This is a genomic window from Streptomyces sp. NPDC047706, assembly GCF_043204795.1.
Classification (GTDB): Bacteria; Actinomycetota; Actinomycetes; order Streptomycetales; family Streptomycetaceae; genus Streptomyces.
The window spans coordinates 136,590-160,781 of sequence record NZ_JBIDCW010000002.1; the positions used below are offsets into that span (position 1 = coordinate 136,590).

Below are 24,192 nucleotides of genomic sequence, written 5' to 3' on the forward strand. Positions count from 1 at the left end.
ACCCCGGTGCCATGATGGTGAGTCATGGCTTACGGGGACGAAGTGGCCAACCGGGTCATCCGCGTCCGGTTGGACGACACCGCGACCGAGAGCGACATCGGCGCGCTGCACAAGTGGCTGGAGCGGGAGCAGGGTCTCGACGAGATGGTGCGGTCGGGCCGGCTCCGTATCCACGAGCGGCGCCGCACCGACGAGACCGGCGCGCCCATGGGCGTCGGCATGGAGATCGTCATCGCGCTGGTCAGCGCCGGCGCCACGGTCGTCTTCAACCAGCTGCTGGTGCAGGTCGGGCAGGCCGTGGAGGCCTGGCGGGCCAACCGGCGCGAGGTGGAGGACGGCGATCCGCCCGAGGGCCGCGTGGACCCAGTCGACCTCGACGGGTAGGCCGGTGACCCGTTTCGACCCGCGGGGGAGGGTGAACCGGGCACTGCTGGTGGGTGTCTCCCGCTACGACTTCACGGAGCCGCCCCACGGTGTGCCCGGCGAACTGCCGGCCGTCGAGCACAATCTGGACCTGCTTCAGCGGGCCCTCGCCCGGGGCGGGGTCTTCGGCGCGGACGGCGTCACGGTCGAACGCTCGCCCTCGCTGGACGACTTCGGCCGCGCGCTGCGCACGGCCGCCGAGGAGGCCGAGGGGCTGCTCCTGCTGTACTTCGCCGGGCACGGCGCCATCCCCAGCGCGGGTGACGAGCTGTTCCTGCAGATGCGCAACGCGAGCGTGATCGCGGGCGGGCACGCGGTCTTCCCCGGCGCGGAGATGTTCACGACCGTGCTGACCTGGCTGGCCAGCAGCCCCGCCGAGCGGATCGTGGTGGTCCTCGACTGCTGCTTCGCGGGCAACGCGGCATGGATCTGGGAGCACTTCCGGGACAAGCGGCGCGTGCTGCTGCTGATGAGCGTGCAGGCCAACCACCGCACCGACGCGGGGGACGGCGGGACGCCGACACCGTTCACCGCGGAGCTGCTGCACCTGCTCGACGCCCCCGGCGAGCTGGGGTTCCGGGACGTCTCGGACGCGCTGCGCAAGCGGATGACCGAGGGGCGTCACGAGACGATGCGGGGGGAGGTGTGGACGCCGCAGAGCCGGGCGGAGCACGACGAGGACGTGCTGATGTCGGCGCGGGAGCAGCGGGGCGTACGGCCACCGGGCCCCGGCCCCGGTGCCGTGCGGCCGCCGGTACGGCAGCCCGGGCCGTCACCGGACGCGAAGCCCGCACAGCCGCACCGGCCGCACGGACGCAGCGGTGGGCCTGCGGCTTCGGGCCACCCCGGTACCGGACAGCCGCACCGGCCGCACGGCCGGCTCGCGGGGCACGTGGCCCCCGGCCGCCCCGGCGCCGCACGGCCGGCCGCGCAGCGGCGACCGCCGCACGGCCGCGACGGCGGGGCCACGCCTCCGGGCCGGGCCGGTGCCGGACAGCCGCCCGCGCCCCGGCCGCCCCGCCGGTCACCCGGGCAGGGCGCCGCCGTGCCCGGCGGCCAGGTGCCCGCACGCCCGAGCCGCTCACCCGGCCCGCCGCGGTCCGTCCGCCGCCTCGCCCGGCGGACCGGGGCGTGGCGTACCGTCCTGACGGCCCTGCTCTCCCTCACCGCCACCGGCCTCGGCGTCCACGGCCTGGCGGGCCTCGCCGGCGGCCCCTCCGACTGCGCGCCGCCCCTGGAGCTGCGCGTCCTGACCGACCCCGACCTGGAGGCGACGGTCGGCGCGGCGGCCGTCGCCTATCTGACGTCGGAGGCGAACACCACCGGCGACGGCTGCCGGCGCAGCGGCATCACGGTGTACAGCGCGGGCTCCGCCGACGCGGTCACCGCGCTGCGCCGCGAGTCGGGCGCCTGGCACGAGCCCCGGGAAGCGGGACCCAACCCGCAGCGCGACGTGGGCCCCCAGCCCGACATCTGGATCCCGGCCTCGCGGGCGGACGCCGCCCGGGTCACCACCGGCCAGGACACCGACGCGCTGGCCCTGCTGGAGCCGGACGAGCGGGCGCTGGCGTACTCCCCGGTCGTGCTGGCCGTGCCCACGAAGCTCGCCGCCGACTCCCTGGACGAGCGGGTCGGCGGCCCGCTGTCCGGGATGCTCGACGCCCTGCGCGAGCGCCATCCGGACGCCGAAGTGCGCCGCCCCGACCCGGAGTTCGCCGACGCGGCGCTGCTCGCCACGATCGGCCTGTACGGCCCAGGCGCCGACCCCGGCCGGGTGGAGCAGCGGATCGCGCCGCCGGGACCGCCCTCCCGTACGGCCGCCGACCTGCTGTGCGCGCTGCCGGAAGACGACGGCACCGACCACCGCACCGCCGCCCTCGTACCGGAGTTCCTGATGCGCAGCGGCGTCGGCTGCGACCGTACGACGCGCAGCCCGCGCACCGCCCACTACCCCGGCGACGTACCGGGCCTGGAGCCCGTCTTCGTCCGGGTCCGCTGGGAGGGCGCCGACCTCGACCGGGCCGCGCGGGACCGGGCGGCCGAGGACTTCCGGGTGTGGCTGGCCGGGCCGGGCGGACGGGCCGCCTTCGGCGCGGCCGGGTTCCGCGCCGCGACCGGCGACCGGGCCCTGCTGGACACGGACGAGGTCGCGGCCGGGGTGCTGCCCGCGCCGTCCCTGCTCATCGAGTCCGCCGGGCGGGACGCGATGGAGACGGCGCTGCGCAGGTACCGCGACGCGCGCGGGCCCGGCCGGGTGCTGTTCCTGCTCGACAGCTCGGGTTCGATGGCCGGGCGGTGGCGGGGGCCGAGCGGCGGCCCAGGCCTGCTGAAGGAGTCGCTGGGCGGGCTCGGCGGGCGCGACGAGTACGGCGTGTGGGCGGTCGCCGACAGTGCCCGGGACCGGTCCTACGAGACGCTGCTGCCCTTCGCCCCGCACAGCCGCGGTGCCGCCGAGGCCGTGATCGACGCCGGGGCCCGGATCCGGGACGCCGAGGCCGATCCGCACGCCGCGCTGGTGGCCGCGCTCGCGGAGATGGCCGCGCGGGGCGCCGACGACGACCGGCCCCAGCTGATCGTGCACATCACCGACGACGAGGACGCCGGCCGGCTCACCGGCGCCCGCCTCGACGACGTACTGACCCGGGCACGCCTGACGGACGTGCCGATCACGACGGTGTCCCTGGTGAGCGGCGGCTGCGACGCGGGAAGGCCGGGCGCCCTGATCTCCACGGCGAGCGGCGGCCGCTGCCTGGACGCCGACGACGAACTGGGCACAGGGCTGAGCGCCGAGGTGGCCCGCACGGGAACGGGGGAAGAGTGATGATCCGACGGCTCGCGGCCCTGCTGGTCCTGCTGCTGCTCGCCGCGTGCACCGGCGGCGGGGACGGCACGCGGGCCACGCCGACCGCCGATGTGGAGGGCGACATCGTGGTCGCCGGCGGGCGTGACGTCACCGGCAAGAACGGCATACGGCAGCAGCTGATCGACGCCTGGAACCGGCAGCAGCAGAAGGCGGGCACCCTCTACCGGGCCCGCCTGGTCGAACTCCCCGGCGGCGCCGACGAACAGCGCAGCCAGCTGCTCGGCGCCCTGCAGTCCGGCAGCGCCGGCTACGACGTCGTCCTGCTGGACGTGACGTGGGTGCCGGAGTTCGCCGCCGCCGGACTCGTCCGCCCGCTGCCCGACGAGGTGCTCGACACCGACGTCGTCGCGTCCGTCGCCGGCACGGCCCGCTGGGACGGCCGCGTGTACGCGGTGCCGTTCAACAGCGACGTCGGGCTGCTCTACTACCGGCGCGACCACCTCCGCGCCGGGGGCGTGCAGCGCACCGACCTCAGCGGCGGGCTCGACTGGCAGGAGCTGGAGGCGATGGCCGACTCCCTCGACGAGAGCCGGCCCGAGGGCTACGAGAAGGGCTGGACCACCCAGCTCGCCGCCTACGAGGGCCGCACGGTCAACGCCGTCGAGGCGTTCGCGTCGGCCGTGCCCGGCCTCGCCCTCACCGACGCCGACGGCCGCTACGCCGCCACCGCCGGGCAGCTGACGGACGGTATCGCCGAACTGCGCCGGCGCACCCGGGCGCCGTACCTCCTCAAGGACGCCGTCCACTCCGACGAGGCCGCCACCCTCGGTGACTTCGAGGAGGGCCGCACCGCGTTCCTGCGGCACTGGCCCTACGCCTACTTCACCCTCCACCAGACCCTCACCGACGCACAGCTGGGCGTCGCCCCGCTGCCCGGCCGGGCCGTCCTCGGCGGGCAGAACCTCGCGGTGACGCGGGCCTCGAAACGGCCGGGGAAGGCACAGGAACTGATCAGGTACCTCACCGGCAAGGAGAGCGAGCGCTGCCTGCTCGACGCCGGGTTCGCGGCGACGCGCACCTCGGCCTACACGGACGACGCCGTACGCTGCACCGCGCCGGCGGCGGCACCGTCCCCGTCGGGCGAGGGCGCCGACCGCACACCCCGCGACCCCGCGGGCCGCCCCGCCTACGCCCGCCGCATCCTGCTCCCGGCCCTGCGCGACGCCGTGCAGCGCCCGCGCACCGCCCAGTACGGGGCCTTCACCCAGACCTTCACGGCCCGGCTGGGCGCGCTGTTCGGCGACAGCCCACCGGGGGACGCGGCCCTGGCGGAGAGCCTGGACGAGGCGCTCAGAGGGGCACTGCCGCACTGACGTCCCTCGCCGGCGCCCTGGTCACAGGGGCGGCTGCGCGGGTGCGGGCCCGAGGGTGGTGGTGCCCGGCGCCGTCCGGTGGCCAAGGCCCGTCCGGTACGCGTCAAGCGCCGCCTCCACCCGTCCGGTGCGGCGCAGCAGATCGCCCAGCAGCCGGCACAGGTCGGCCAGGTCACCGGCGGCGCCCGCGCGCTCCAGCAGGCTGAGGGCCCGGACATAGTGCTCCTCCGCCGACTCCGTGTCCCCGGCGTCCTCGGCGATCCGCCCGAGCAGCCGGTGCGCGGCGGCGGCGTGCACGGCGCCGCGCTCGGAGGAGAGATCGCCGAGCACGCCGTGCAGCAGGGCGGCGGCCTCCCCGGACTTGCCGCGCCGGTGCAGCACGTCGGCGAGCTCGACGGCCACCTGGCTGCTGTAGAGGGAGGCCCGCTTGGCCGAGAGCATGTCCTGGGCGGCGCGCAGCTCGGACTCGGCGTGCTCCAGGTCGCCGTTCTGGGCGTGGACGTAGCCGCGCATCCAGTGGCAGTTGGCGAGTTCGGTGCGGATCTGGAGCTGGCGGTACATCTCCGCGGCCTTGGCCAGCGAGGCGTCGGCCTCGGCCAGCCGGCCCTCGGCGACCAGGGTGCGGGCGACCTGGCGGTGCATCCGGGCGACCAGCGCGGGGTCGCCGGCCCGGGGCGCGAGGGCGAGCGCGAACTCGGCGGCCTGGGCGGCGCGGGCGTGGGCGCCCATGTCCATGTAGGGGCCGATGGCGGCGGCGTAGAGCAGGAGCAGGGCGTCCGGGTCGTGCAGTCCGCCGCGGTTCAGCTCGTCGAGGGTGGTCTCCAGGAGGTAGACGGCGTACCGGAGTTCGCCGGCGAGGTAGTGGGCGACGGCGCGGCCGCGCAGGGCGGGGACGCGGGCGGGCAGGGGTGCTTCCAGGAGGGTCTGCTCGGCGCGCTCGAAGTGCTGCCGGGCGGCGGCCAGATCACCGGTGTCCAGCGCGCACTCGCCGAGCCCGAGCAGCGCGGTGGCCTGCTCCTCGACCAGCCCGTGCGACTCCGCCTCGGCGAGCAGGGCGGCGTACCGCTCCCCGGCCTCCTCCGCCTCCCCGCCGGCGAGGGTGCGCTGGGCGCCGGTCAGCCGCAGTCTGAGGTCGGTGGCGAGGTGGGCGGGCCGGCCGGTGGCCAGCTCGTCGAAGGCCACGCCGAGCCGGTCGGCGAGGTGCCGCAGCGCGTCGTCGGAGGGGCGGACGCGGCCGGCCTCCAGGGTGGAGATGTAGGCGGGGGTATAGGCCGGTTCGGCCAACTGCCGCTGGGTGAGGCCGCGTTCGTGCCGCAGCTGCTGCACCCTGCGCCCGATGATCTCCGGGTCGTCCCGCTTCGCCATGGGCTTAATCATGCCAGTAAGTGGACTTACGCAGAGGGTGTTTCGGAGGAAGCACGCGCTGCTGGGGGTGGATGGACGGGTGGTCCCGCTGTCGCCGTCCGGGGCCGGCGGGGTCGGCCAACTCCGCCTGCCCCTCTTCCGGTTGGCCCTCACGACCCCCTAGGTTAGGAACAAGATTAAGGCCGCTTAATCCCCCACTGTCGTTGCGGAGGCTGCCGTGCACGGACCCACATCCGCTCCCCACGGACGCCCCTCCGCCCGTTACGCGCGGGCGTTCGCCGCGGCGGTCGTCGCGGCCGTGGGCCTGATCACGGCGGCGAACGCGGGGCCGGCGCGGGCGGCGGAGCCGGTGCGGACGGCGGAGCCGGTGCCGGCGGCCGTGCACGGCGTGCGTGGCTAGCGCGGCGGGTCCTCGCGTGTCCTTCGGGGTCGCGGTGGTGACCGCCGTCGTCGCCGAGCCCCGCCCATGAGCATGCACATGGCCGCCTCGCCGCCGCGGCGGCCTGCGCGCGGTTTCGGCAGGTCCGGCCCGGGGTAGTCGGGCCAGGATCCCGGGCGGCGCGTGGGCGCTGGTGTGGCGCGGCACCGCCACCCCACGTCGTCCGTACAGGTCGTCGGAGGAGGGAGGCGCCGTGCGGCCGAGGGACGATCCGGAAGGGACGTGGGCCGCCGCCGCCATCGCCGACGGGGTCCGGGGCGCCGAGCCCGGAGAGATACCCCGCAGACTGTGCCACGTCGCGGTCCGCCTGCTGCCCGTGGCCCGTGCGAGCGTGTCGCTGTGCAACGAGGGCATGCCCGTGCCGCTGAGCGCCAGCGACGACCGGGCCGCGTATCTGATGGAGGTCCAGGCCACCCTGGGCGAGGGCCCCTGCCTGCACGCCGCGCGCACCGGCGCGCCCGTGATCGCCGCCGACCTGGCGGGCGGCGCGGACACCCGCCGCTGGCCCGTCTTCGCCCAGCAGGCGACGGCACTCGGGGTACGGGCGGTGTACGCGCTGCCGCTCGGCGACGACGCGGGATGCCTGGGGACGCTCGACCTCTACCGCGACGTACCCGGCGTGCTCAGTCCCGGCGAACTGCGCACCGCCGACGTCATGGCCGGCGTCATGACGATCGCCCTGATGTCCCTGCCCACCGGCGAGGAGAGCGGCCACCGGCCCCCGGGCGGCCTCTGGCTCAGCGAACTGGCCACCGAGCACGACGAGGTCTACCAGGCCATCGGCATGGTCATGGCCCAGCTGGGCGTCGCCGCGGACGAGGCGCTGGCCCGGCTGCGGGGGCACGCCTTCGCGCGGGGCCTGACGGTGCTGGACGTGGCGCACGACGTGGTGGCGCACAGGCAGCGGTTCGAACGGGACGGGTAGGGGGCCTGTCCGGCAGGCCCCGGTGCCGGCCGCACGGGGCTCCGGGAACCCTTCCGCCCCGAACGGCGACTGCCGGTGGCACGTCGCGCGGGCCGGGCCCGTGGGACGCCGGGGTGTCAGACCTGTGCCCGAGCCTGCTTGCGCACCTCCGCGAGCCGCTCGGCCCCCAGCTCGGCTACCGCCTGGGTGACCTCGGTGAAGACCTCGCCGAGCCCGCCGTTGGTGACGGTGAACGCGTCCTCGCCCACGCGGACGGCGGCGATATCCAGGGTGAGGGTCTCGCTCGCGCCGCGGTTCACGCGGGTGACCGTGATCCGCAGGCCCTGCCGCGCGTCACCGAACGCCGGCAGCGCCGAGTCGGCGACCTGCACGCCCTGGACGACGCCGAGCGCGGTGGTGGCCGTGAACTGACGGCACTTCTGCGGCAGGCTCCGCAGCCAGACCAGCGCCGCGTCCACCTCCGCGGCCCGCTGGGAGGACACCTGGTAGCGCAGCTGGGCGCCGGCGTACCCGTCGTCGAGGCCGACGACGGCTCGGGCGGGGGCGCCGAGCAGCTCGTCGCCGTACAGCGCGTCGATCAGCCGCTGGCAGTCGGGCATCCCGGCGGGGGCCGAGGCCTTGAGGAACCCGTCCCGCCAGGTCGCGACGCCCTGCGTGGGCGCCCACGGATCCCCGAGATCGGCTTCGGTGACGAGCGCGGACCGGGCCTGGGCGTCGGTGAGGGCGGGAGCGGACTGCGGGGGCGTCGCGGAGACCCCGGCGGAGGCGGTGGCCGACCGGGGGGCGGACGCGTAGCGCGCGACGTCGGAGGCGAGCCCGGAGCAGCCGCCGAGGGCGAGCAGCCCGCTCGCCGACAGGGCGGAGACGAGAAGGAGACGGGCGGCGGAGCGTGGACGCGGGCACGGGGTCATCGGGGTGCCTCCAGGGAACTGCCGACGGGGATACGTCCACGGGAACACCTGAACCGGCAGGTCACCAGCACGCCGGGCCGTACGGGGCGGGCGGTCGGGCCGGATGGGTGAGCGGGTTCGTCCGGGCGGGCCGGAGGCCCCTCCGCCTCTGACCGAACCTCACATCTCGCTCAGATTTTCGAAAGGGCGTGGCTCCGCAGGACGGACTCTCCGTACCTTCCGGATACTTGACCGCCGAGCACGCGATCCCCGAGCCGAGGCGGACCGATGAGCCCAGGACGTAAGCACCTGCCCCCCGTCACCGCCTGCGCGCTCCTCCCGCTCCTGGTCGCCGCCTGCACCACCGCCCACCCGCCGGGCGCCGCACCCTCCGCGCCCCCGTCCGCCACTCCCACCCCCGCACACCGCACCGCCTCCGTCACACCCCCGGAGCTCGAAGCGGAGGCGGGCGAGACCCTCTCCGGCCGGCACCCGGCCACCCGCGGCAACGGGGCCTTCGCCTACTCCGGTGGCCCGCGGTGACGGTCGGCCGGACCGACCCCACCCCGGCCGATGAGTAGCAGGCGCCCCGTCGCCAGGGGCGTACGCGGCGTAAGGTCGCTCGCGGAGCGAGGGGGCTGCACGGCCCGGTGACAAGGAGGCCCGTATGAACGGTCGGCCCATTCCGGTGATCGTCGACTGCGACACCGGTGTCGACGACGCCCTGGCCCTGCTGTTCGCCGTACGGCACCCGGCGATCGACCTGCGCGCGGTCACGTGCGTGGCGGGGAACACCGGCGTGGACGGCGTCGTGCGCAACACCCTCACCGTGCTGGAGCAGGCAGGCGCCGGGGACGTGCCCGTCGCCCGGGGAGCCGCCCGGCCGCTGGTCGAGGAACCGCGTTCGGCCCGCCATGTGCACGGGCACGACGGGATGGGCGACCTCGGGCTGCCCGCGCCGGCCCGTACACCCGTGGACGTGGACGCCGTGACGCTGCTGCGCCGCGAGATCCTCGCCTCCCCGCGGCCGGTGACCCTCGTGCCGACCGCCCCGCTCACCAACATCGCCCTGCTGCTGCGCACCCACCCGGAGGTGACCGCCAACATCGAGCGGATCGTCTTCATGGGCGGGGCGGTGGCCGCCGGGAACGCGACGCCGGTCGCCGAGTTCAACGTGTGGCACGACCCGGAGGCCGCCGCGATCCTGCTCACCGCGGGCGTGCCGATCACGATGTACGGACTGGACGTGTTCACGCGGGTCGTGGTGCCGGCGTCGGACGTACGGCGGCTGCGGGCCGGCTCCGAGCCCGGTGCGCGCCTCGGGGGCGAACTGCTCGCCCACCGCGGGCCGGGGACCGAGGAGGACCCGGCGGGCGGGCTCGGTGACGCGGGGGCCCTCTGCGCGGTAGTCGACCCCGCCGGGCTCACCACGCGGGCGCTGCCCGTCGAGGTGTCGCTCGCGCCGGGCCCGGCCCGCGGGCAGACGGTCGTCGACCTCCGGCCGCGTCCGGGTGAGGCGGAGATCCACGGCGAGGCGGGCGAACAGCCACTGATCGACGTGGCGTTGGACGTCGACGAGGAGCGGTACGTGAAGCTCTGGCTGGCGACCGTGGAGGGTTAGTCGTGCGGGGCGCGCAGGAGGCGGCCGTGCGGGCGGGTGGCCGTGCCGGGAGATCGACGCGCCGGCCACGACGGCACCCCGTACCGGACGGCCGTCGTGGCGTGGCGGCGCGGCGGCGGGAGATTCCGGCGCGGCGTTACTCCGGACCGGTGACCTCGACGCAGGCCGGACGCAGCAGCTGGTCGCCGACCCGGTAGCCGGGGCGCAGGATCGCCGTGCAGGTCGGGCGGGGGCAGGACGGACAGACGTGGTGGGCGAGCGCCTCGTGGCGGCAGGGGTCGAAGGGGTCGCCCACCTCCCCGAACGCCACCAGGCCCAGCGCGCCGGACTGGACCTGGAGGGTCTCGGAGATCTCCCGCAGTCCCGGCGTCATCGGCTCGTGCGCGCACGCCCGTTCCACGGCGTCCAGCACCGGCAGCAGCCCGCGCAGCACGTTGGCCACCGCGATGTGCCGCACGGCGAGCCGGTCCCGCCGTACCCGCTTGCGGTAGTTGTCGTACTCGGCCTTCACGCGCTGCAGGTCGGCGGTGCGCTCGGCCAGTTCCGCGCGGGTGCTCCCGCCGAAGGCCCGGCTTCCGGCCATCCAGGCCACCTCCTCGCCCACCCCTACGACGTCCGGCGCACGTGAGCTGTGCCTACGAGCCCTGGGTAAGCCGAGGGGCGCGGCTTGTCAAGAGGAGCGGGGACGGCCCCAGGGCCTAGCGGCCCAGCCAGACCGTGGTGTCCGGGCCCAGGCGTCCGTCGGGCTCCAGGGGCGCGCTGGACAGCAGCGGTTCGCCGGGCGGCAGGGGTACGGGGCGGCCGGAGAGGTTGGCGAGGCAGCGCCAGCCGTCCGAGCGGGTGAAGTGCAGGACGCCGGGCAGGGTGTCGTCGGACCAGGTCAGTGACTCGCCCTGGAGCAGCTTGCGGCGCAGCCGCAGGGCCGTGCGGTACAGCTCCAGGGTCGAGCCCTCGACCCCGTCCTGGGCCTCGACGGCGTACAGGGCGAAGGTCGCGGGCTGCGGCAGCCAGGCGCCGCTCGCGCCGAAGCCGTACGACGGACCGGTCCTCGTCCACGGGAGCGGCACCCGGCAGCCGTCGCGGCCCTTGCGGACGTGGCCCGTCTGCTCCCAGATGGGGTCCTGGAGGACGGCGGCGGGCAGGTCGGCGACCTCGGGGAGTCCGAGTTCCTCGCCCTGGTAGACATACGCCGAGCCGGGCAGCGCCAGCATCAGCAGCGTGGCGGCGCGGGCGCGGCGCAGGCCGGCCACCGGGTCGACGGCGGGCGCGTTCCCGCCGGACAGCAGCCAGGCGTCGGTGTCCGTGCCCGCCGGGAGCATCAGGCGGCTGGCGTGGCGGACGACGTCGTGGTTGGACAGCACCCAGGTGGCCGAGGCGCCGGCCGCGTGCGCCGTGGCGAGGGAGGCGGTGATGACCTCGCGGAGTTCCACGGCGTCCCAACGCGCCTTGAGATACTCGAAGTTGAAGGCCTGGCCGAGCTCGTCCGGGCGGGCGTACAGCGCGCGGCGGGCGCCGGGTACCCAGGCCTCGGCGACCGCCATCCGGGGCGGGGAGTAGGCGTCGAGGATCTTGCGCCAGTCGCGGTAGATCTCGTGGACCTCGTCGCGGTCGTAGAAGGGGTGGCTGCCCGGGGCCATGGTCGCGAGCGCGGCCTCGTCGCTCAGTTCGGGGGCGCCGAGGTCGCGCAGGGGTTCGGAGAGGTCCTTGGCGAGGGCGTGCGCGACGTCGACGCGGAAACCGTCGACTCCGCGGTCGGACCAGAACCGGAGCGTGGTGCGGAAGTCGGCGCGCACCTCCTCGTTCTCCCAGTTGAGGTCGGGCTGCTGGGGAGCGAAGAGGTGCAGGTACCACTGGCCGTCCGGGACGCGGCGCCAGGCGCTGCCGCCGAAGACGGACTGCCAGTCGGTGGGCGGGAGTTCCCCGTGGGCGCCGCGGCCGTCGCGGAAGACGTAACGGTCGCGGGCGGCGGAGCCGGGGCCGGCGCGCAGCGCCTCCTGGAACCAGACGTGCTGGTGGGAGGAGTGGTTGGGGACGATGTCGACGAGCACCTTCAGGCCCAGCCGGTGGGCCTCGGCGACCATGGCCCCGAAGTCGTCGAGGCTGCCGAGACGGGGGTCGACGTCGCGGTGGTCGGCCACGTCGTAGCCGCCGTCGGCCAGTTCGGACGGGTAGAAGGGGCTGAGCCAGAGGGCGTCCACGCCGAGCGCGGCGAGGTGGGTGAGCCGCTGGGTGATGCCCTTGAGGTCACCGAGGCCGTCACCGTCGGCGTCGGCGAAGCTGCGCGGGTAGACCTGGTAGATGACGGCCTGGCGCCACCACTCGGGGCTCTTGGGGGAGAGATCGGGAGTGCTCACTCGGGCTCCTCTGGGTACGGCCGCTGCGCGGGTCGGGCTGCTCTGCGCCGGACGATACGAGGACTTTGTCCACAACACCGGAAAGGTGAACCTCGGCGTGTGGGGACGCGGGGGGCCGGGAGCACGAGGAGGCGCGCGAGCGCGTACCCGCGCGTCGCACCCGCTGCGGAGGGCCGCGTCGGGACGCGCGCCGGTTCACGCCGGGCGCGCCGCCGCCACCGGCAGGAATACGGGACCGCGGCGCGGTGACGTGTCCTGAAGCCGGCGCGGCGGCCGCCGGGGACTCAGCCGAGGCAGATGACCAGCAGACAGAGCTGCGGTGGTGCGGACTGCGGTGGTGCGGACTGCGGCGGGGCGGGGGGCGGGGTCGCGGGGGCGGCCGGAGGCGTCCCCGGGTCGGCGGGGGGCGTGGCCGGCTGCGGCGCGGCGGGGGCCGGCTCCACCGGGGGGACGGGGGAGTCCGACCGGTGCCGCGGGGGCCGGGGGGCCGAGGGGACGGCGACCGGGGTCTCGGGGCGGGCGCTGTGCGGGGCGGGGGCCGTGGGGAGCCGGTGCGAGCGGCTCGCCGTGGCGTCCGCGGCCGGGGACGGCGTGGCGGCCGGGCGGGGCGCGGTGCGCCGCTCCTGCGGCAGGGCCTGCGTGGGCGGTGTGCCCTGCGCCGGCGTACGCGGTGCGGTCTCCAGCGTCAGCTCCTCGGGCGCCGCGGCCGTCTGGGCGCGGTCGGTGCGGGCGCCGCGGTCCAGGCTCGTGAGGGTCAGCCCGCCGCCGACCAGGGCGACCGCCGTCGCCACCAGGGCCCGGCGCTGACTCCTCCTCCAGCGGATCCGCTGCCTGCGCCGGGCCGCGCGGCCCTCCCGCGCGGGGACCGCCACCGCCTCGGGCCCGTCCTGCGGGACCGGCGGGACGCAGACCGGCTCGGGCTCGGCCTGCGCCCGGGGCGCCGGCGCGATGTCCGGTGCGTAGGCGCCGCATCCGGGGCACGCCAGCGCGCCGTTGAGATGCCGTCGGCACGAGGAGCAGTAGTCCATCTGCCAGTAGTCCATCTGCGCGGTCTTCCTGAGTCGACGCCCCCCGAACGGCCAGCAACGCTAACGACGGATTCCGGCCACGGTGTGCAGCCGGTGTGACGCTCCTGCACAGATTCGCCGGTCCCCGGTCGCCCTCCCGGCACCCCGTTCGCACGAACTCCGGCATCGGCAGGCAACCCGCGCACCGGATTCACCTGTCTCACAGGATGCTCACAGAGTCACGGCCGCCGGGCGCGTGGGGTGCGTCGGTACAGCGGTGGCCGCGCGGACGTGGGCTGTCCGGTCCGATGCCGCCCACCGGCGGCACTCGCAGACGAGGAACCGATGACCAGTCAGCAACACCGCAATCGTGTGAAGCGTTCGGCGCTCGCCGCCGGCACCGCGCTCACCGTCGTCGTGGGCGGCGCCGCCGTCGCCTCCGGGGCCGGCCCGGCGAGCACCACGCCCGGCAAGCCGAAGCTCAGGCTGATCGCCGCGTCGAAGTCCGTGACGCTCGATCGCTGGGAGGGGGAGCCCGGGGTCCACCTTGACCTCGGGACGTACGTGACCGTCGACAACGCGCCACTGGAGTTCAAGGTGACGCGGAAGTCGTACAAGGACCCGGTGGTCGCCCGGCAGATCCTGCGCGACGGCCGCAGCGTCCGGACCAGGACCCTGCCCGCCGGCCTGGTGAAGGACTTCTCCGGGCTGCCCGGCTTCCTGGAGGTGTCGATCAAGAACGCCGCGGGTCAGGAGGTCTCGAAGTCCAAGGGAACCTTCTGCCCGAACAACGCCTCCGGCCGGCTCCGCCCGGACGCCCCGGCCACCTCGCACTACCCGGAGAGCTGCCCCACGAACCCGTGGACGCTGGGCTCCGTGTGGGGCGTGGAGAAGGGCTGGGCGTCCAACTCCAGCACCGTGGACTACGACAGGCCCGTGGACCTGCCGGCCGGCGAGTACACGGCAAAGGTCGCGGTGGCGAAGAAGTACCGCGACCTGTTCGGCATCCCGAACGACCAGCCGTCCGTCAAGGTGACCGTCCGGGAGATCAGCGACGGGGGCGGCGGTGAGGGCGCGGCCGCCTCGCGCTCCGGCGCGCAGCACGGCGGCCACGGCGCGCACAGCGGGCACGGTGCGCACGGCGCCGCCGCGCCGGACGCCCACACCGCCCACCACTACGGCCCGCGCGGCGCCGACGCCCCCACCCCGCCCCAGCTGTCGCACGCCGTGGCGGACCGGGGCCGAGCCTCGCACCTGGGCGACGGGCCGGGCCACACGGACGGTTCGCGGATCGCGCCCGCGCTGAAGCCCCACGCGAAGCGGCCCTCCGGGCGCGCGGGCGTCCCGGCGAACGTGCCGAAGCCCGACCTGCGCTCGCTGCCCGCCTGGGACATCGCCATCACGGACGGCGAGGACGGCGACGTACCGGGCAAGGACTACCTCGCCTTCAGCGCGAACGTGTGGAACGCCGGGCCCGCGCCGCTCGTCGTGGACGGGTTCCGCAGCCCGGGCGCGGACCTGATGGACGCCTACCAGTACTTCTACGACGCCAAGGGCAAGCAGGTCGGGTACACGCCCACCGGCACCATGGAGTGGGACCCGCGCGTCGGGCACGAACACTGGCACTTCACCGACTTCGCCAGCTACCGCCTGCTGAGCGCGGACCGGACGAAGGAGGTGCGCAGCGGCAAGGAGGCGTTCTGCCTGGCCAACACCGACGCCGTGGACTACACGGTGAAGAACGCCAACTGGCACCCGTACAACACGGACCTGTCGACCGCGTGCGGTCAGCAGAACTCCCTCTCGGTCCGTGAGGTGCTCGACGTCGGCTCCGGCGACACGTACACGCAGTACCGTCCGGGCCAGTCCTTCGACGTCACCGACCTGCCGAACGGCACGTACTACATCGAGGTGATCGCCAACCCGGAGAAGCGGCTCAAGGAGACCAACCTCAACAACAACGTCGCCCTGCGCAAGGTGGTCCTGGGCGGCGAACCGGGCGCCCGCACGGTCAAGGTCCCCCCGCACCACCTGATCGACGCCCCCTGACCGGTCCCTCGTGACCCCTCGCAGGACGCCCCCGGCCGCCGTGCCGGGGGCGTTCCCCTGTATGCCCGCCGTTCGTATGCCCGCCGTTTCTTCCGACACCCCTGAGCGTTGGTCCCGTTGTGCACCGAGCGATGACCAGCAGACACGGGTGCCCGGCCGGTCGTCTCCCGTGGGCAGACGAACGGAGAATGCTGTGCGAATGACCGACATCCAGCGCTGCGAGATCCGCCCCGGGCGGCTCGTGGAGTGGACGCTGCACCCGGCGGCGGTGCGGGCCGCCGCCGACATGCCGGAGGACACCCGGCCGCCGGCGTACGTCCAGGAGTCGCACGTGCGCACCGCGCGCTCCGTGCGGGAGGACGGCCTGTTCGTGCCGACCTGGCTCGGCGCGGCCTTCGACATCCCGGGCCGGGTCGACCTCGGGACGCTGCAGGAGGCCCTGCGGGCCTGGACCCTGCGGCACGAGACGCTGCGCAGCGGCTTCCGCTGGATCGGTGACGACATGCGGCGCTTCACGCTCGACGCGGACGCCGTGCTCCTGCACCGCAGGGACCAGGGCGCCTTCGGTGACGCGGGCAAGCTGACCCGGTACCTGCAGGACCGGTTCGACACCGTGGCGGACGCGCTCAGCTGGCCCAACTTCATCTACACCGCGGTCGTCCGGGACGACGGCACCAGCGTCTACATGGCGTTCGACCACAGCAACGTCGACGCGCACTCCATCCACCGCATCCCCGCCGAGATCCACGAGCTGTACGCCTCGGCCGCCGCCGGCCGGCGCCTCGACGCGCCCGCCGCCGCCAGTTACGTCGACTTCTGCGCCCTGGAACGCACCGAGGCCGACCGCCTCGACGACACCCACGAGATCGTCAGCCGGTGGCGGGAGTTCATCGTCCAGTGCGACGGGAAGCTGCCCAACTTCCCCGTCGAGCTCGGTCTAGATCCCGAAGGGCCGCTGCCCACGCAGAAGTTCATGCAGGAGATGCTGGTCGACGACGCCGACGCCGCGGCCTTCGAGGCGTACTGCCGCCCCTACGGCGGCAGCCTGGTCGGCGTGCTCGCCGCGACCGCGCTCATCGTCCGTGAGATCGGCGGCCAGCAGGTCTACCGCACGGTCGTGCCCTTCCACACCCGGGTCCGCTCCCAGTGGTCGGACTCCGTCGGCTGGTACGTCGGCGGCGCCCCGATCGAGGTCCCCGTCGCCCAGGCACCCGACTTCGACGGCGCCCTGCGCATGGTCCGCGCCGCCCTGCGCGAGAACCGCCCGCTGTCCCGCAAGCCCATCGCCCGCGTGCTGAAGCTCCTCGGCGCCGACTTCCGCCCCACCTCCCCCGACCTGTACTCGATCGTCTCCTTCGTCGACGCCCGCGCCACCACCGGCTCCGAGCACTGGCAGGACCTGAAGGCCTACGGCCTGATCCGGGTGTCCTACGGCGACCAGGTCTGCGTCTGGCTGACCCGCCTCCACGAGGGCCTCCAGCTCGCCAGCCGCTACCCGGACACCGACATCGCGCGCAAGAACATGCGGCTGTTCACCGAGCGGCTGCGGGAGCACGTCGTCGCCGTGGCCCGGGAGGCCCTCGTCGCCGGCCGCTCCGGCGTACGCCCCACGCCCCACGGGTAGGGGACCGGTGTGACGGACCCGGGGGAGCGAGGGCTGGACGCGGCGCGCGTCGCCGAGGTCCTCGTCGCCGGCCGGCCCGGACGGCGGGGCTCCGGATACCGGGTGACCACCGGCTGTGTGCTCACGGCCGCCCATGTCGTGTCCGGTGTCGTCGACCGGCTGAGCGTCCGCTTCGACGCCGACCGGCCCGGCGAGTGGAGCGCCGAGGCCAGGGTCGTCCTGCTCGAGGAGGCCGCCGACGTCGCCCTGCTGGAGCTGACCCGCCTGCCGCCCGGCCGGCCCGCCGTCCCCGCGGCCCGCTACGCCGCCGTCCCGGACGCCGACGTGGTGCTGCCCTTCAGCGCCATGGGCTTCCCCCGCTTCAAGCTCCGCGAGGACGCCGGCGCACCCGGCCGGTACCGCGACTCCTGCCATGTGCGCGGCACCGTCTCCGTCTTGTCCAACCGCCGCGAGGGCACACTCGAACTGGCCGTCCAGGTCCCGCCCGCCGACGTCGAGCCGGAACGCTCACCCTGGGAGGGCATGTCCGGCGCGGCGGTGTGGTGCGGGGGCGCGGTGACAGGCGTGGTGAGCGTGCACCACCGCGCCGACGGCCTGGGCAGGCTCGCGGCCCGGCGGGTGGAGCGGTGGTACGACGAGCTGTCCCCGGACGCGCTGGAGCGGCTCGGCCGGTACGCGGGGCTGCCGCCGCGCGCCGCGCTCGCCTCGGCCGGCGCCACGGCCGCTGCCCGCCCGGTGGCCCCGCTGGCCGGGCTCCCCGGCGAACTGCCCCTGCGGGAGCTGGTCGGCCTGGTGGACGCGCTCACGGCGCTGCCCCTGCTGCGCGGCCCGAACGGCATGACCCTGCTGCTGGACAGCATCAGCGACCGGATCGCCGCCAACAGCCCCCGCGACCCCCGGCTGCGCATGGACGTCTACGGCGTCCTGCGCACCTGCCTGCGCTACCCGGGCACCCTCGATCAACTCCTGGAAGCGGTACGCCTGCTGGAAGGGCCGTCGCCGGAACTGGAGCGGGTCGACCGGGCCGCCGCCCGGCTGGCCGGGCGCGACCACTGACGTGATCTCGCGGGGCGGCCGGGATGTGGGGTTTCGACTTGTGGTCCGCTGGGTCATGATGGTTGGGAGCCGACAGCGCGCTGACTCGTAGGCACGGGAGGGGACTTGGCAGCCGTGGAGGAAACGATGCCTGCCGTCGAGTCTTGTCTCGTCGATCTCTCGGGGGTCTCACTTGAAGCGCTGCGCTCCATGGATGGCACGGCCTTTACCGAGTCGCTGGAGCAGCTGCTGCGCCACATCGACGGACCGCAGGCCATCACGGTGTCGTACAACCCGTCCCGGTTCGACTGACCCGGTCCGCGTGACGGGCATCGATCCGTGGAGGACGCGTGGCCGCTGACGCCATGACGGCCGGGGAACTTCCGCGGTTCCACCGGCTGTCCCGGGCCGGCGCCCTGGCGCTCTCCCACGGGGACGGCGACGGCGCCCTCGTGACGGAACTGCTCGGCGCGGAGCGCAGCCGTCGCCTGCTGCTGATGCGGGCCCTGGACAACGCGCTGTCCCGCGACGACGACCCCCGCGTGTCCTACGCGCGGGCCTGGGCGCTGCTGGAGCGGGCGCAGCAGCGGGCGCCGGAGGCGTTCGAGGAGGTCCTGATGTCCCCCAGCACGGGGATGTGGGTCTCCCTCGCGGTGCGCCGGATGCGCGGACGCGTCTACGAGGAAGCCCCGCGGTGGGTGGCCGTCGGCCATCTGGCGGCGCTGGCGGCGGCCGCGGGCACGCGGGCCGGGCTGGACTTCTCGATCACCGTCCCGGTGCGCCGCGGGCTGGTTCCCCTGCCGACGCTGGGCTGCGCCGTCCTGCCGGACGCCGAGCAGTGGGACACCGCAGAGGTGGCGGGGTGCGCGGGCCGGCTGCGTGTCACGGGCGCGCGCGGAGCGGTCGTCGAGGTCGCGCCCGGCTGGGACCGGCGCGGACCCGACTGGCTTCCGGTGCGCAGGCTGACGCTGGGATCCGGGCCGGACGCGAAGTCGCTGGTGCTGGAGGAACTGGACCCGTACCGGACGTTCCCCGCCCCGAGCGAGCCCCGGCCGCTGTCCACGGCGGAGGCGGCGGCGTGGGAGTCGATGCTCGGCGAGGCCTGGAAGATCCTGCTGCGCGACGACCCGGTCAGTGCCGCCGCCATGCGCCACGGGCTGATGTCGGTGGCCCCCACCCCGACGAGAGAAAGGTTTCGGCCGCACAGCAGCACGGCCGGCGACGCCTTCGGCGGGATCACGGCCTCCCGCCCCGACGACGTACCCCAGCTCGCCGCGACCCTGGTCCACGAGTTCCAGCACACCAAGCTGGGCGGCCTCATGCACCTGGGCCCGCTGACCGAGCAGGCTCCCGACCCGCCGACCCCCGCCTGGCTGTGCTACGCCCCCTGGCGCGACGACCCGCGCCCGCTGGGCGGACTGCTCCAGGGCATCTACGCCTTCCTCGGCGTGACCCGGTTCTGGCGCGCCCACCGGCACAGCGCCGACCCCGCGTACGCCCCCCTGGCCCACTTCGAGTTCGCGATGTGGCGCACCCAGGTGTGGTCCGTGCTCAGCGAGGTCCGCGGACACGAGCAGCTGACGCCGCTGGGGCGCCGGGTGCTGGACGGGCTGAGCGAGCGGTGCGCCGGGTGGATGGGCGACGAGGTGCCCGCGGCCGAGCTGCGGCTGGCCCACGAGGTGGCCGGGGATCACCTGACCCGCTGGCGGGCCCACCATCTGCGTCCCCCCGCCGCCGCCGTCGAGGAGGCCGTACGCGACTGGCGGCGCGGCGCCGACCGGCCGCCCGCCGCCCTGGCAGCCGAGCCCGACGTCGTCCCCGACACCGAGGCCCGCCACCTGGACAGCGCCGCCGTCCTCGCCCGCCACCGGCTCAGCGACCCCGACGGGACCTGGCGGCACACCGTGGCCGGGAGCGTCGACGGCGTCGAGGCGCCCGACGTGCTGCTGATCCGCGGTGACCGCGAGGAGGCCCGGGACGTCTACGCCGGCCGGCTGACCCGCAAGGGGGTGCCCGTGGCCGCCTGGGCGGGCCTGGCCCGCGCCCTGACCGGGGACCCACGCCACGAGCCGGCCGCCCGCCTGCTGCGCTGCTTCCCGGAACGGGCCAGGGCCGTGCAGGACGCCCTCGTCGCGGAGACCGGCCGGGGCGCCGACCCCGTACGCCTGGCGGCATGGCTGGGGCAGGACCAGGACCAGGGCCTGTCCGGCCGGCCTGTTCTTCGGTCCTAGGACGGGCCCGGGGGCCTCACAGGGGCAGCGGGTCGATGTCGCAGTTGGCGCGTTCGCCGTCGCGGAACTGGGCGGTCGCCGGGTGCGCGGAGCCCGCCTCCACCTGGAGTCCGGGCGCGTCCAGGACGCGCTCCATGCGTGCCAGGGTCTCGGCGCGCAGGGCGGCGCCCCGCTCCCGCTCGCCGACGGAGACGAGGTCCGCCGACAGGTTGCCCGCGCAGACCAGCGTCGTGGGATGGTCCTCCCCGAACGTGGTCCGGCACAGCGCCAGCGTGTCCTCGCCCCGGTGCCGGGCCTCCTCGTGCAGGCCGAGGGCGGCCAGGTCGCTGGCCAGGTTGACGGCGCAGATCAGGGCGAGCGGATGCCCGGCGCCGAGCCGGTCGGACAGCGAGCCCAGCGCCGTCTCGTCCAGGCGCCGCGCCTCCTCGGCCCCGCCGAGCAGTCGCAGGGTGACGGCCAGGTCGACGTCGGCGGAGAGGACGTGCGGGTGGTGCGGGTCGTAGATCTGCCGGTAGCCCTCGCAGGCCTTCAGGCCCCGGGTGCGGGCCGCCTGGAGGTCGCCGTTCTGCCGCAGCGCCACCGACAGGGTCAGCGCGGCGGCCAGCGAGCGCGGGTGGGTGTCGCCGTAGCGGCGGGTGAACTGGGCGTGGGCCTCGGTGGCCAGTTCCAGCGCGCGCAGGTGGTCGCCCTCCTTGCGGCAGGCCTCGCTCAGCTGGCGCATGGTCTCGATCGTGGCCGGGTTGCCCTGCCCGAAGACGTCCTGGTAGGCGACCAGTACGGACTGGTGCAGGGCGCGGGCACCGATGTAGTCGCCGGTCTCGCGCACGTCGATGGCCACGTTGTTCTCAGTGGTCAGGGCCCGCTGGTCGTTCCGCCCGAACAGGCGCAGCTTCCGGTCCAGTGTGCGCCGGTCGAGCTCCAGCGCCTGGCGGAAGTCGCCGACCAGACGCAGGCTCACACCGAGGTTGTGGGCGATGTTGAGCGTCGTCGGATCGTCCTCGCCGAAGGCGCGGTGGGCGCGTTCGTAGGCGACCCTGTCCAGTTCGGCGCCGGTGGCGAAGCGGCCCTCGACGCGGCGTACGGCCGCCTCCAGCTGGAGCGCGTCGAGCGCGTCCTCGCGGGTGTCCTCCTGGTCGGCCGGGGCGGTGCGGTCGTAGACCTCCCTGAGGTGGGCCACCAGCCGGGCCGCGTCGTCGAACCGGCCCACCACCCAGTACATGAAGCACAGCCACTGCCCCATCAGCAGGGTCTGCTGGTCCTCCTCGCCGAAGATGGCCGTCCAGGACTCCCAGGCCTGCTCCGAGAAGTCGAGCGAGACGTCGTGGTCGCCCCAGTAGTAGAGGTACTCGGCGATGTTGCGCACCAGCTGGCGTACCCACGGCTGGTCGGACTTGATCGCGTCGGAGGCGATGACATGGCTGTACAGCTCCGCGTAGCGGGGCCAGCTCGACGGGGCGGTGGGCGTCTTGGGGTCGGCGGCGGCCAGCAGGGTGTGGGCGCCGTTGCGCATGCGGGACTGCTCCTCGGGGTTCATGCGGTTGTTCAGGACGAGCTGCACCAGGCGGTGCATCTCGATGGAGTTCGTACGGTGGTCGATGCGGGCGAGGGAGTAGCGGTTCACCTCCCTTATCGCCCGGGCGAGCCGCATCGGGTCGTTCAGCGCCGCGTCCAGCTCGGGGAAGATGCTGCTGTTGCCGAGGCCGGAGAAGATCGACCGGGAGATCGGGTCGGGCGCGAAGTAGGAGCACAGCTGGAGCAGCCGCAGCGCCGAGGGGCTGCGGGTCTCCAGGTGGTCTAGGGAGACGTTCCAGGCGGCGGCCACGGGGAGTTGGTAGTCCGGCGGCGGCGCCACTTCGAGCAGCTCCATGCGCTTGTTCTCGAACAGCCGCAGATACTCCGACGCGGGCATGCCGGTCTCCGCGCGCCAGGCCGCCGCCTGTTCCAGGGCCAGCGGCAGGTCGCCGAGCGCCTCGGCCAGCGCGTCGGCCTCCTCCTCCCGGAGCGGCGGCCCGGAGCGGCGCAGCAGCTCCTTGCTCTCCTCGCGGGTGAACACGTCCACTTCGAGGGAGCCGCCGACCTGGCCCCAGCGCCGGTTGCGGGAGGTGACGAGGATGGTGCCGTTGCCGCCCGGCGGGAAGTAGTGGCGGACCTGCTCGGGGTTGTCCGCGTTGTCGAAGATCAGCAGCCAGCGGGAGAACGGCCGGCCCTCGCGCAGCGCCTCACGGACCGCGGGTCCGGCGATGTTGGCCTCGGTGGTGGTCACCAGGCCGAGCCGCTGGGCCAGTTCCACCAGCGCCTGGCCGATCTGGCCGGGCCGCTCGGCGGGGATCCACCACACGATGTCGTACTCGGACTGGTGGCGGTAGGCGTACTCGATGGCGAGCTGGGTCTTGCCGACGCCGCCCATGCCGTGGATCGCCTCCGGCAGCACGGTCGTGGTGCCCTCGCGCAGCCGCTGGCCGAGCAGCTCCAGCAGCTCGTTGCGCCCGGTGAAGTTCGGGTTGCGCGGCGGCAGGTTCCCCCAGACCCGCGGCTGTGTCGTGCGGTCCCCCGTCTCCACGGTCCGCTGGGGTGTTGTCGGCATCTGCGAGGCTCCTTCGGAGGCGGTCCGGGGGGCGGGGCCGGTGGCGGCGTCGGGCACGCGGGCCGGTGCCGGCCGCCCCGGCACCCCAGGTCGTGATTTCTCCAGGCTGACCGCGTAACGCCGATCGTGCCAGCTCAGCACCTGCGCCAGCATGGCGGCACGCTGGTCGTAACGGCCCGACAGCGCGCGCAGGGCGGTCAGCTCCACCCGGAGGAAGGCGACGTTACGGCTGCTGACGTGCGGCATCGCCAGGGTGTCCAGCGGCTCGGCGGGCGAGGGCAGCAGGGTGCGGGCGAGGTCGTCCGCGGCGAACAGGGCACGCACCTCGCGCAGTACCCGCCCGGTGGCGCTGCGCCGCCCGAGCGCCAGCAGCTCCTCGCGGATGTCGGGGGCGAAGGAGAACGCCACGTCCGCCGGCCCCTCGTCATGCTCCCAGGTGGGCCGCACCAGACCGCTGATGAGCAGCTCGGAGACATGGACGGGACCGGCGTCCGGGGTGGTGGCGACGATCCTGCGGATGACGGGCAGGCTCAGCGGCGCCGCGGCCAGCCGGGTCGCCAGGGTGAACCCGGTGGGGCTGGCGACGGCCCGGAAGTCGCTGACCCGTTCGGCGGCGGGCAGGGTGCTGAGCGGGTCGGGCAGTTCCTCCGCCCAGGGCAGCGCGCGGGCCGCGTCGGGCCTGCTCTTCCACTCCCGGGCCTGGATGGCGGCCAGATCCAGCCATTCGGGCTCCGGCCCGGAAACCAGCCGGATGAGCGCGCCCGCCCATCGCCCGGTCAGCGCCAGCACGGGTACGACGACGGCGGTGCCGTCCTCCTCGGCGGCCGGCTCGCCGGTCTCGCGCAGCCCGGCGGGGGGTTCACGCTCCTCCCAGTCCCAGGAGTTGTTGGCGGCCCAGTCGCGCGGGGCGCGGATGCGTACCCGGTGCACGTCCAGACCGGTGCGGAACCACAGTTGCTGCGGCAGCAGATGCACCACGGCGACCGGGGAGGTCCGCGCCCAGCCGCGCAGCAGCGGCTGGACGGCGCCGAGCCGCCAGCCGGCCGCGAGGCCGTCGGTCAGCACCAGCACCACGCGGCGGCCGTCCTCCGGTGCCGGGCCGAGGGGTTCCTCGGGGCTGACCCGGGCCGGGGCGGTCTCGTCGGTGCCGAGCAGCCGTAACACCCGCACCCGGGAGAAGGTGCCCGCGCGTTCGAGTTCCTCGATCAGATCGTCGCGTACCGTCTCGTGCCACACCCGCATGGTGGGGTGGGCGTCGACGACCAGAACCGCTTCCGCGGGTCCGGGCCCGCGGGGCTGCTGCCCGAGCCGGCCGAGGACCTGGGCGGCCTCGCGGCGTTCCCGTGCGGCCTCTCCCGGTCGCCGGCCATCGTCATCATGCATGCGTGCCCTCAAGGCGTCGTAGTGACGATGAGCGGGTGGCGGAGCCGCACGGACCCCCGGCACGCGTGACAGCCACGGGCAAAGCC

18 protein-coding genes are annotated in these 24,192 nt (G+C 74.9%); 12 read left to right on the forward strand and 6 right to left on the reverse strand.

The annotated features are described in order from the left end of the window. Window positions 1-24: 24 nt before the first annotated feature. The 3 genes from ACGF8A_RS02515 to ACGF8A_RS02525 are packed head-to-tail and all read left to right on the forward strand — an operon-like array spanning window position 25 to window position 4,599. Window positions 25-384: a hypothetical protein gene (locus ACGF8A_RS02515; RefSeq protein WP_393103411.1), complete on the forward strand. Its 360-nt coding sequence runs from the start codon at window positions 25-27 to the stop codon at window positions 382-384. Window positions 385-388: 4 nt separating this feature from the next. Further along, window positions 389-3,244 (forward strand): caspase family protein, encoded by a 2,856-nt coding sequence (locus ACGF8A_RS02520; protein WP_393103413.1) that lies wholly within the window; start codon window positions 389-391, stop codon window positions 3,242-3,244. After that, complete coding sequence (locus ACGF8A_RS02525) at window positions 3,244-4,599, forward strand: extracellular solute-binding protein (protein ID WP_393103415.1); 1,356 nt, start codon at window positions 3,244-3,246, stop codon at window positions 4,597-4,599. Before ACGF8A_RS02520 ends, ACGF8A_RS02525 begins: the two co-directional genes overlap by 1 nt. A 21-nt stretch (window positions 4,600-4,620) precedes the next feature. On the opposite strand, the gene ACGF8A_RS02530 is transcribed toward ACGF8A_RS02525, so the two are convergent. Beyond that, window positions 4,621-5,964, reverse strand: a complete 1,344-nt coding sequence (locus ACGF8A_RS02530) for a helix-turn-helix domain-containing protein (RefSeq protein WP_393103830.1) — start codon at window positions 5,962-5,964, stop codon at window positions 4,621-4,623. Window positions 5,965-6,181: 217 nt separating this feature from the next. Between ACGF8A_RS02530 and ACGF8A_RS02535 the strand changes: the two genes are divergently transcribed. Together ACGF8A_RS02535 and ACGF8A_RS02540 are read left to right on the forward strand one after the other, a co-directional pair. After that, window positions 6,182-6,364, forward strand: coding sequence for a hypothetical protein (locus tag ACGF8A_RS02535; protein WP_393103417.1), 183 nt, complete (start codon window positions 6,182-6,184; stop codon window positions 6,362-6,364). Window positions 6,365-6,596: 232 nt separating this feature from the next. Further along, window positions 6,597-7,328: a GAF and ANTAR domain-containing protein gene (locus ACGF8A_RS02540; protein ID WP_393103419.1), complete on the forward strand. Its 732-nt coding sequence runs from the start codon at window positions 6,597-6,599 to the stop codon at window positions 7,326-7,328. 116 nt (window positions 7,329-7,444) lie between these two features. Here the strand turns inward: ACGF8A_RS02540 and ACGF8A_RS02545 are convergent, their stop codons facing one another. Next, entirely contained in the window at window positions 7,445-8,239 is a 795-nt protein-coding gene (locus ACGF8A_RS02545) for a hypothetical protein (RefSeq protein ID WP_393103421.1), read from the reverse strand. 267 nt (window positions 8,240-8,506) lie between these two features. Here ACGF8A_RS02545 and ACGF8A_RS02550 point away from each other — a divergent pair, with 267 nt between their 5' ends. Beyond that, window positions 8,507-8,761: a hypothetical protein gene (locus ACGF8A_RS02550; protein WP_393103423.1), complete on the forward strand. Its 255-nt coding sequence runs from the start codon at window positions 8,507-8,509 to the stop codon at window positions 8,759-8,761. A 124-nt stretch (window positions 8,762-8,885) separates the two neighbouring features. Next, entirely contained in the window at window positions 8,886-9,839 is a 954-nt protein-coding gene (locus ACGF8A_RS02555) for a nucleoside hydrolase (protein WP_393103425.1), read from the forward strand. Window positions 9,840-9,975: 136 nt separating this feature from the next. Here the strand turns inward: ACGF8A_RS02555 and grpE are convergent, their stop codons facing one another. The 3 genes from grpE to ACGF8A_RS02570 all read right to left on the reverse strand — a co-directional run bounded on the left by grpE (window position 9,976) and on the right by ACGF8A_RS02570 (window position 13,236). Beyond that, window positions 9,976-10,422, reverse strand: a complete 447-nt coding sequence (gene grpE / locus ACGF8A_RS02560) for a nucleotide exchange factor GrpE (protein WP_393103427.1) — start codon at window positions 10,420-10,422, stop codon at window positions 9,976-9,978. Between the two features lie 115 nt (window positions 10,423-10,537). Next, a complete protein-coding gene (locus tag ACGF8A_RS02565) occupies window positions 10,538-12,193 on the reverse strand; it encodes an alpha-amylase family glycosyl hydrolase (RefSeq protein WP_393103429.1) in 1,656 nt (551 codons plus the stop codon). Window positions 12,194-12,477: 284 nt separating this feature from the next. After that, entirely contained in the window at window positions 12,478-13,236 is a 759-nt protein-coding gene (locus ACGF8A_RS02570; RefSeq protein WP_393103431.1) for a hypothetical protein, read from the reverse strand. A gap of 309 nt (window positions 13,237-13,545) precedes the next feature. Here ACGF8A_RS02570 and ACGF8A_RS02575 point away from each other — a divergent pair, with 309 nt between their 5' ends. The 5 genes from ACGF8A_RS02575 to ACGF8A_RS02595 all read left to right on the forward strand — a co-directional run bounded on the left by ACGF8A_RS02575 (window position 13,546) and on the right by ACGF8A_RS02595 (window position 20,139). Further along, window positions 13,546-15,249 carry a lysyl oxidase family protein gene (locus ACGF8A_RS02575; RefSeq protein WP_393103433.1) on the forward strand — a complete coding sequence of 568 codons (1,704 nt, stop codon included), beginning with the start codon at window positions 13,546-13,548 and terminating at the stop codon, window positions 15,247-15,249. Window positions 15,250-15,448: 199 nt separating this feature from the next. Beyond that, the gene (locus ACGF8A_RS02580) at window positions 15,449-16,873 is read left to right on the forward strand and encodes a condensation domain-containing protein (RefSeq protein WP_393103435.1); all 1,425 of its coding nucleotides are present in this window, start codon (window positions 15,449-15,451) and stop codon (window positions 16,871-16,873) included. Between the two features lie 9 nt (window positions 16,874-16,882). Further along, entirely contained in the window at window positions 16,883-17,929 is a 1,047-nt protein-coding gene (locus tag ACGF8A_RS02585; protein ID WP_393103437.1) for a trypsin-like peptidase domain-containing protein, read from the forward strand. Window positions 17,930-18,034: 105 nt separating this feature from the next. Continuing rightward, window positions 18,035-18,220 carry a hypothetical protein gene (locus ACGF8A_RS02590; RefSeq protein ID WP_393103439.1) on the forward strand — a complete coding sequence of 62 codons (186 nt, stop codon included), beginning with the start codon at window positions 18,035-18,037 and terminating at the stop codon, window positions 18,218-18,220. A 38-nt stretch (window positions 18,221-18,258) separates the two neighbouring features. Beyond that, a complete protein-coding gene (locus ACGF8A_RS02595) occupies window positions 18,259-20,139 on the forward strand; it encodes an HEXXH motif domain-containing protein (protein WP_393103441.1) in 1,881 nt (626 codons plus the stop codon). A 16-nt stretch (window positions 20,140-20,155) separates the two neighbouring features. Here ACGF8A_RS02595 and fxsT read toward each other — a convergent pair whose 3' ends face one another. Further along, window positions 20,156-24,106 (reverse strand): FxSxx-COOH system tetratricopeptide repeat protein, encoded by a 3,951-nt coding sequence (fxsT, locus tag ACGF8A_RS02600; RefSeq protein ID WP_393103443.1) that lies wholly within the window; start codon window positions 24,104-24,106, stop codon window positions 20,156-20,158. Between the last annotated feature and the right edge of the window lie 86 nt (window positions 24,107-24,192).

Bases quoted from the DNA above. Each gene is read 5' to 3' on its own strand.
- ACGF8A_RS02515 (WP_393103411.1), top strand. From the start codon at position 25: ATGGCTTACGGGGACGAAGTGGCCAACCGGGTCATCCGCGTCCGGTTG.
- ACGF8A_RS02525 (WP_393103415.1), top strand. From the start codon at position 3,244: ATGATCCGACGGCTCGCGGCCCTGCTGGTCCTGCTGCTGCTCGCCGCG.
- ACGF8A_RS02530 (WP_393103830.1), bottom strand. From the start codon at position 5,964: ATGGCGAAGCGGGACGACCCGGAGATCATCGGGCGCAGGGTGCAGCAG.
- ACGF8A_RS02545 (WP_393103421.1), bottom strand. From the start codon at position 8,239: ATGACCCCGTGCCCGCGTCCACGCTCCGCCGCCCGTCTCCTTCTCGTC.
- ACGF8A_RS02550 (WP_393103423.1), top strand. From the start codon at position 8,507: ATGAGCCCAGGACGTAAGCACCTGCCCCCCGTCACCGCCTGCGCGCTC.
- ACGF8A_RS02555 (WP_393103425.1), top strand. From the start codon at position 8,886: ATGAACGGTCGGCCCATTCCGGTGATCGTCGACTGCGACACCGGTGTC.
- grpE (WP_393103427.1), bottom strand. From the start codon at position 10,422: ATGGCCGGAAGCCGGGCCTTCGGCGGGAGCACCCGCGCGGAACTGGCC.
- ACGF8A_RS02570 (WP_393103431.1), bottom strand. From the start codon at position 13,236: ATGGACTACTGGCAGATGGACTACTGCTCCTCGTGCCGACGGCATCTC.
- ACGF8A_RS02575 (WP_393103433.1), top strand. From the start codon at position 13,546: ATGACCAGTCAGCAACACCGCAATCGTGTGAAGCGTTCGGCGCTCGCC.
- ACGF8A_RS02580 (WP_393103435.1), top strand. From the start codon at position 15,449: ATGACCGACATCCAGCGCTGCGAGATCCGCCCCGGGCGGCTCGTGGAG.
- fxsT (WP_393103443.1), bottom strand. From the start codon at position 24,106: ATGCATGATGACGATGGCCGGCGACCGGGAGAGGCCGCACGGGAACGC.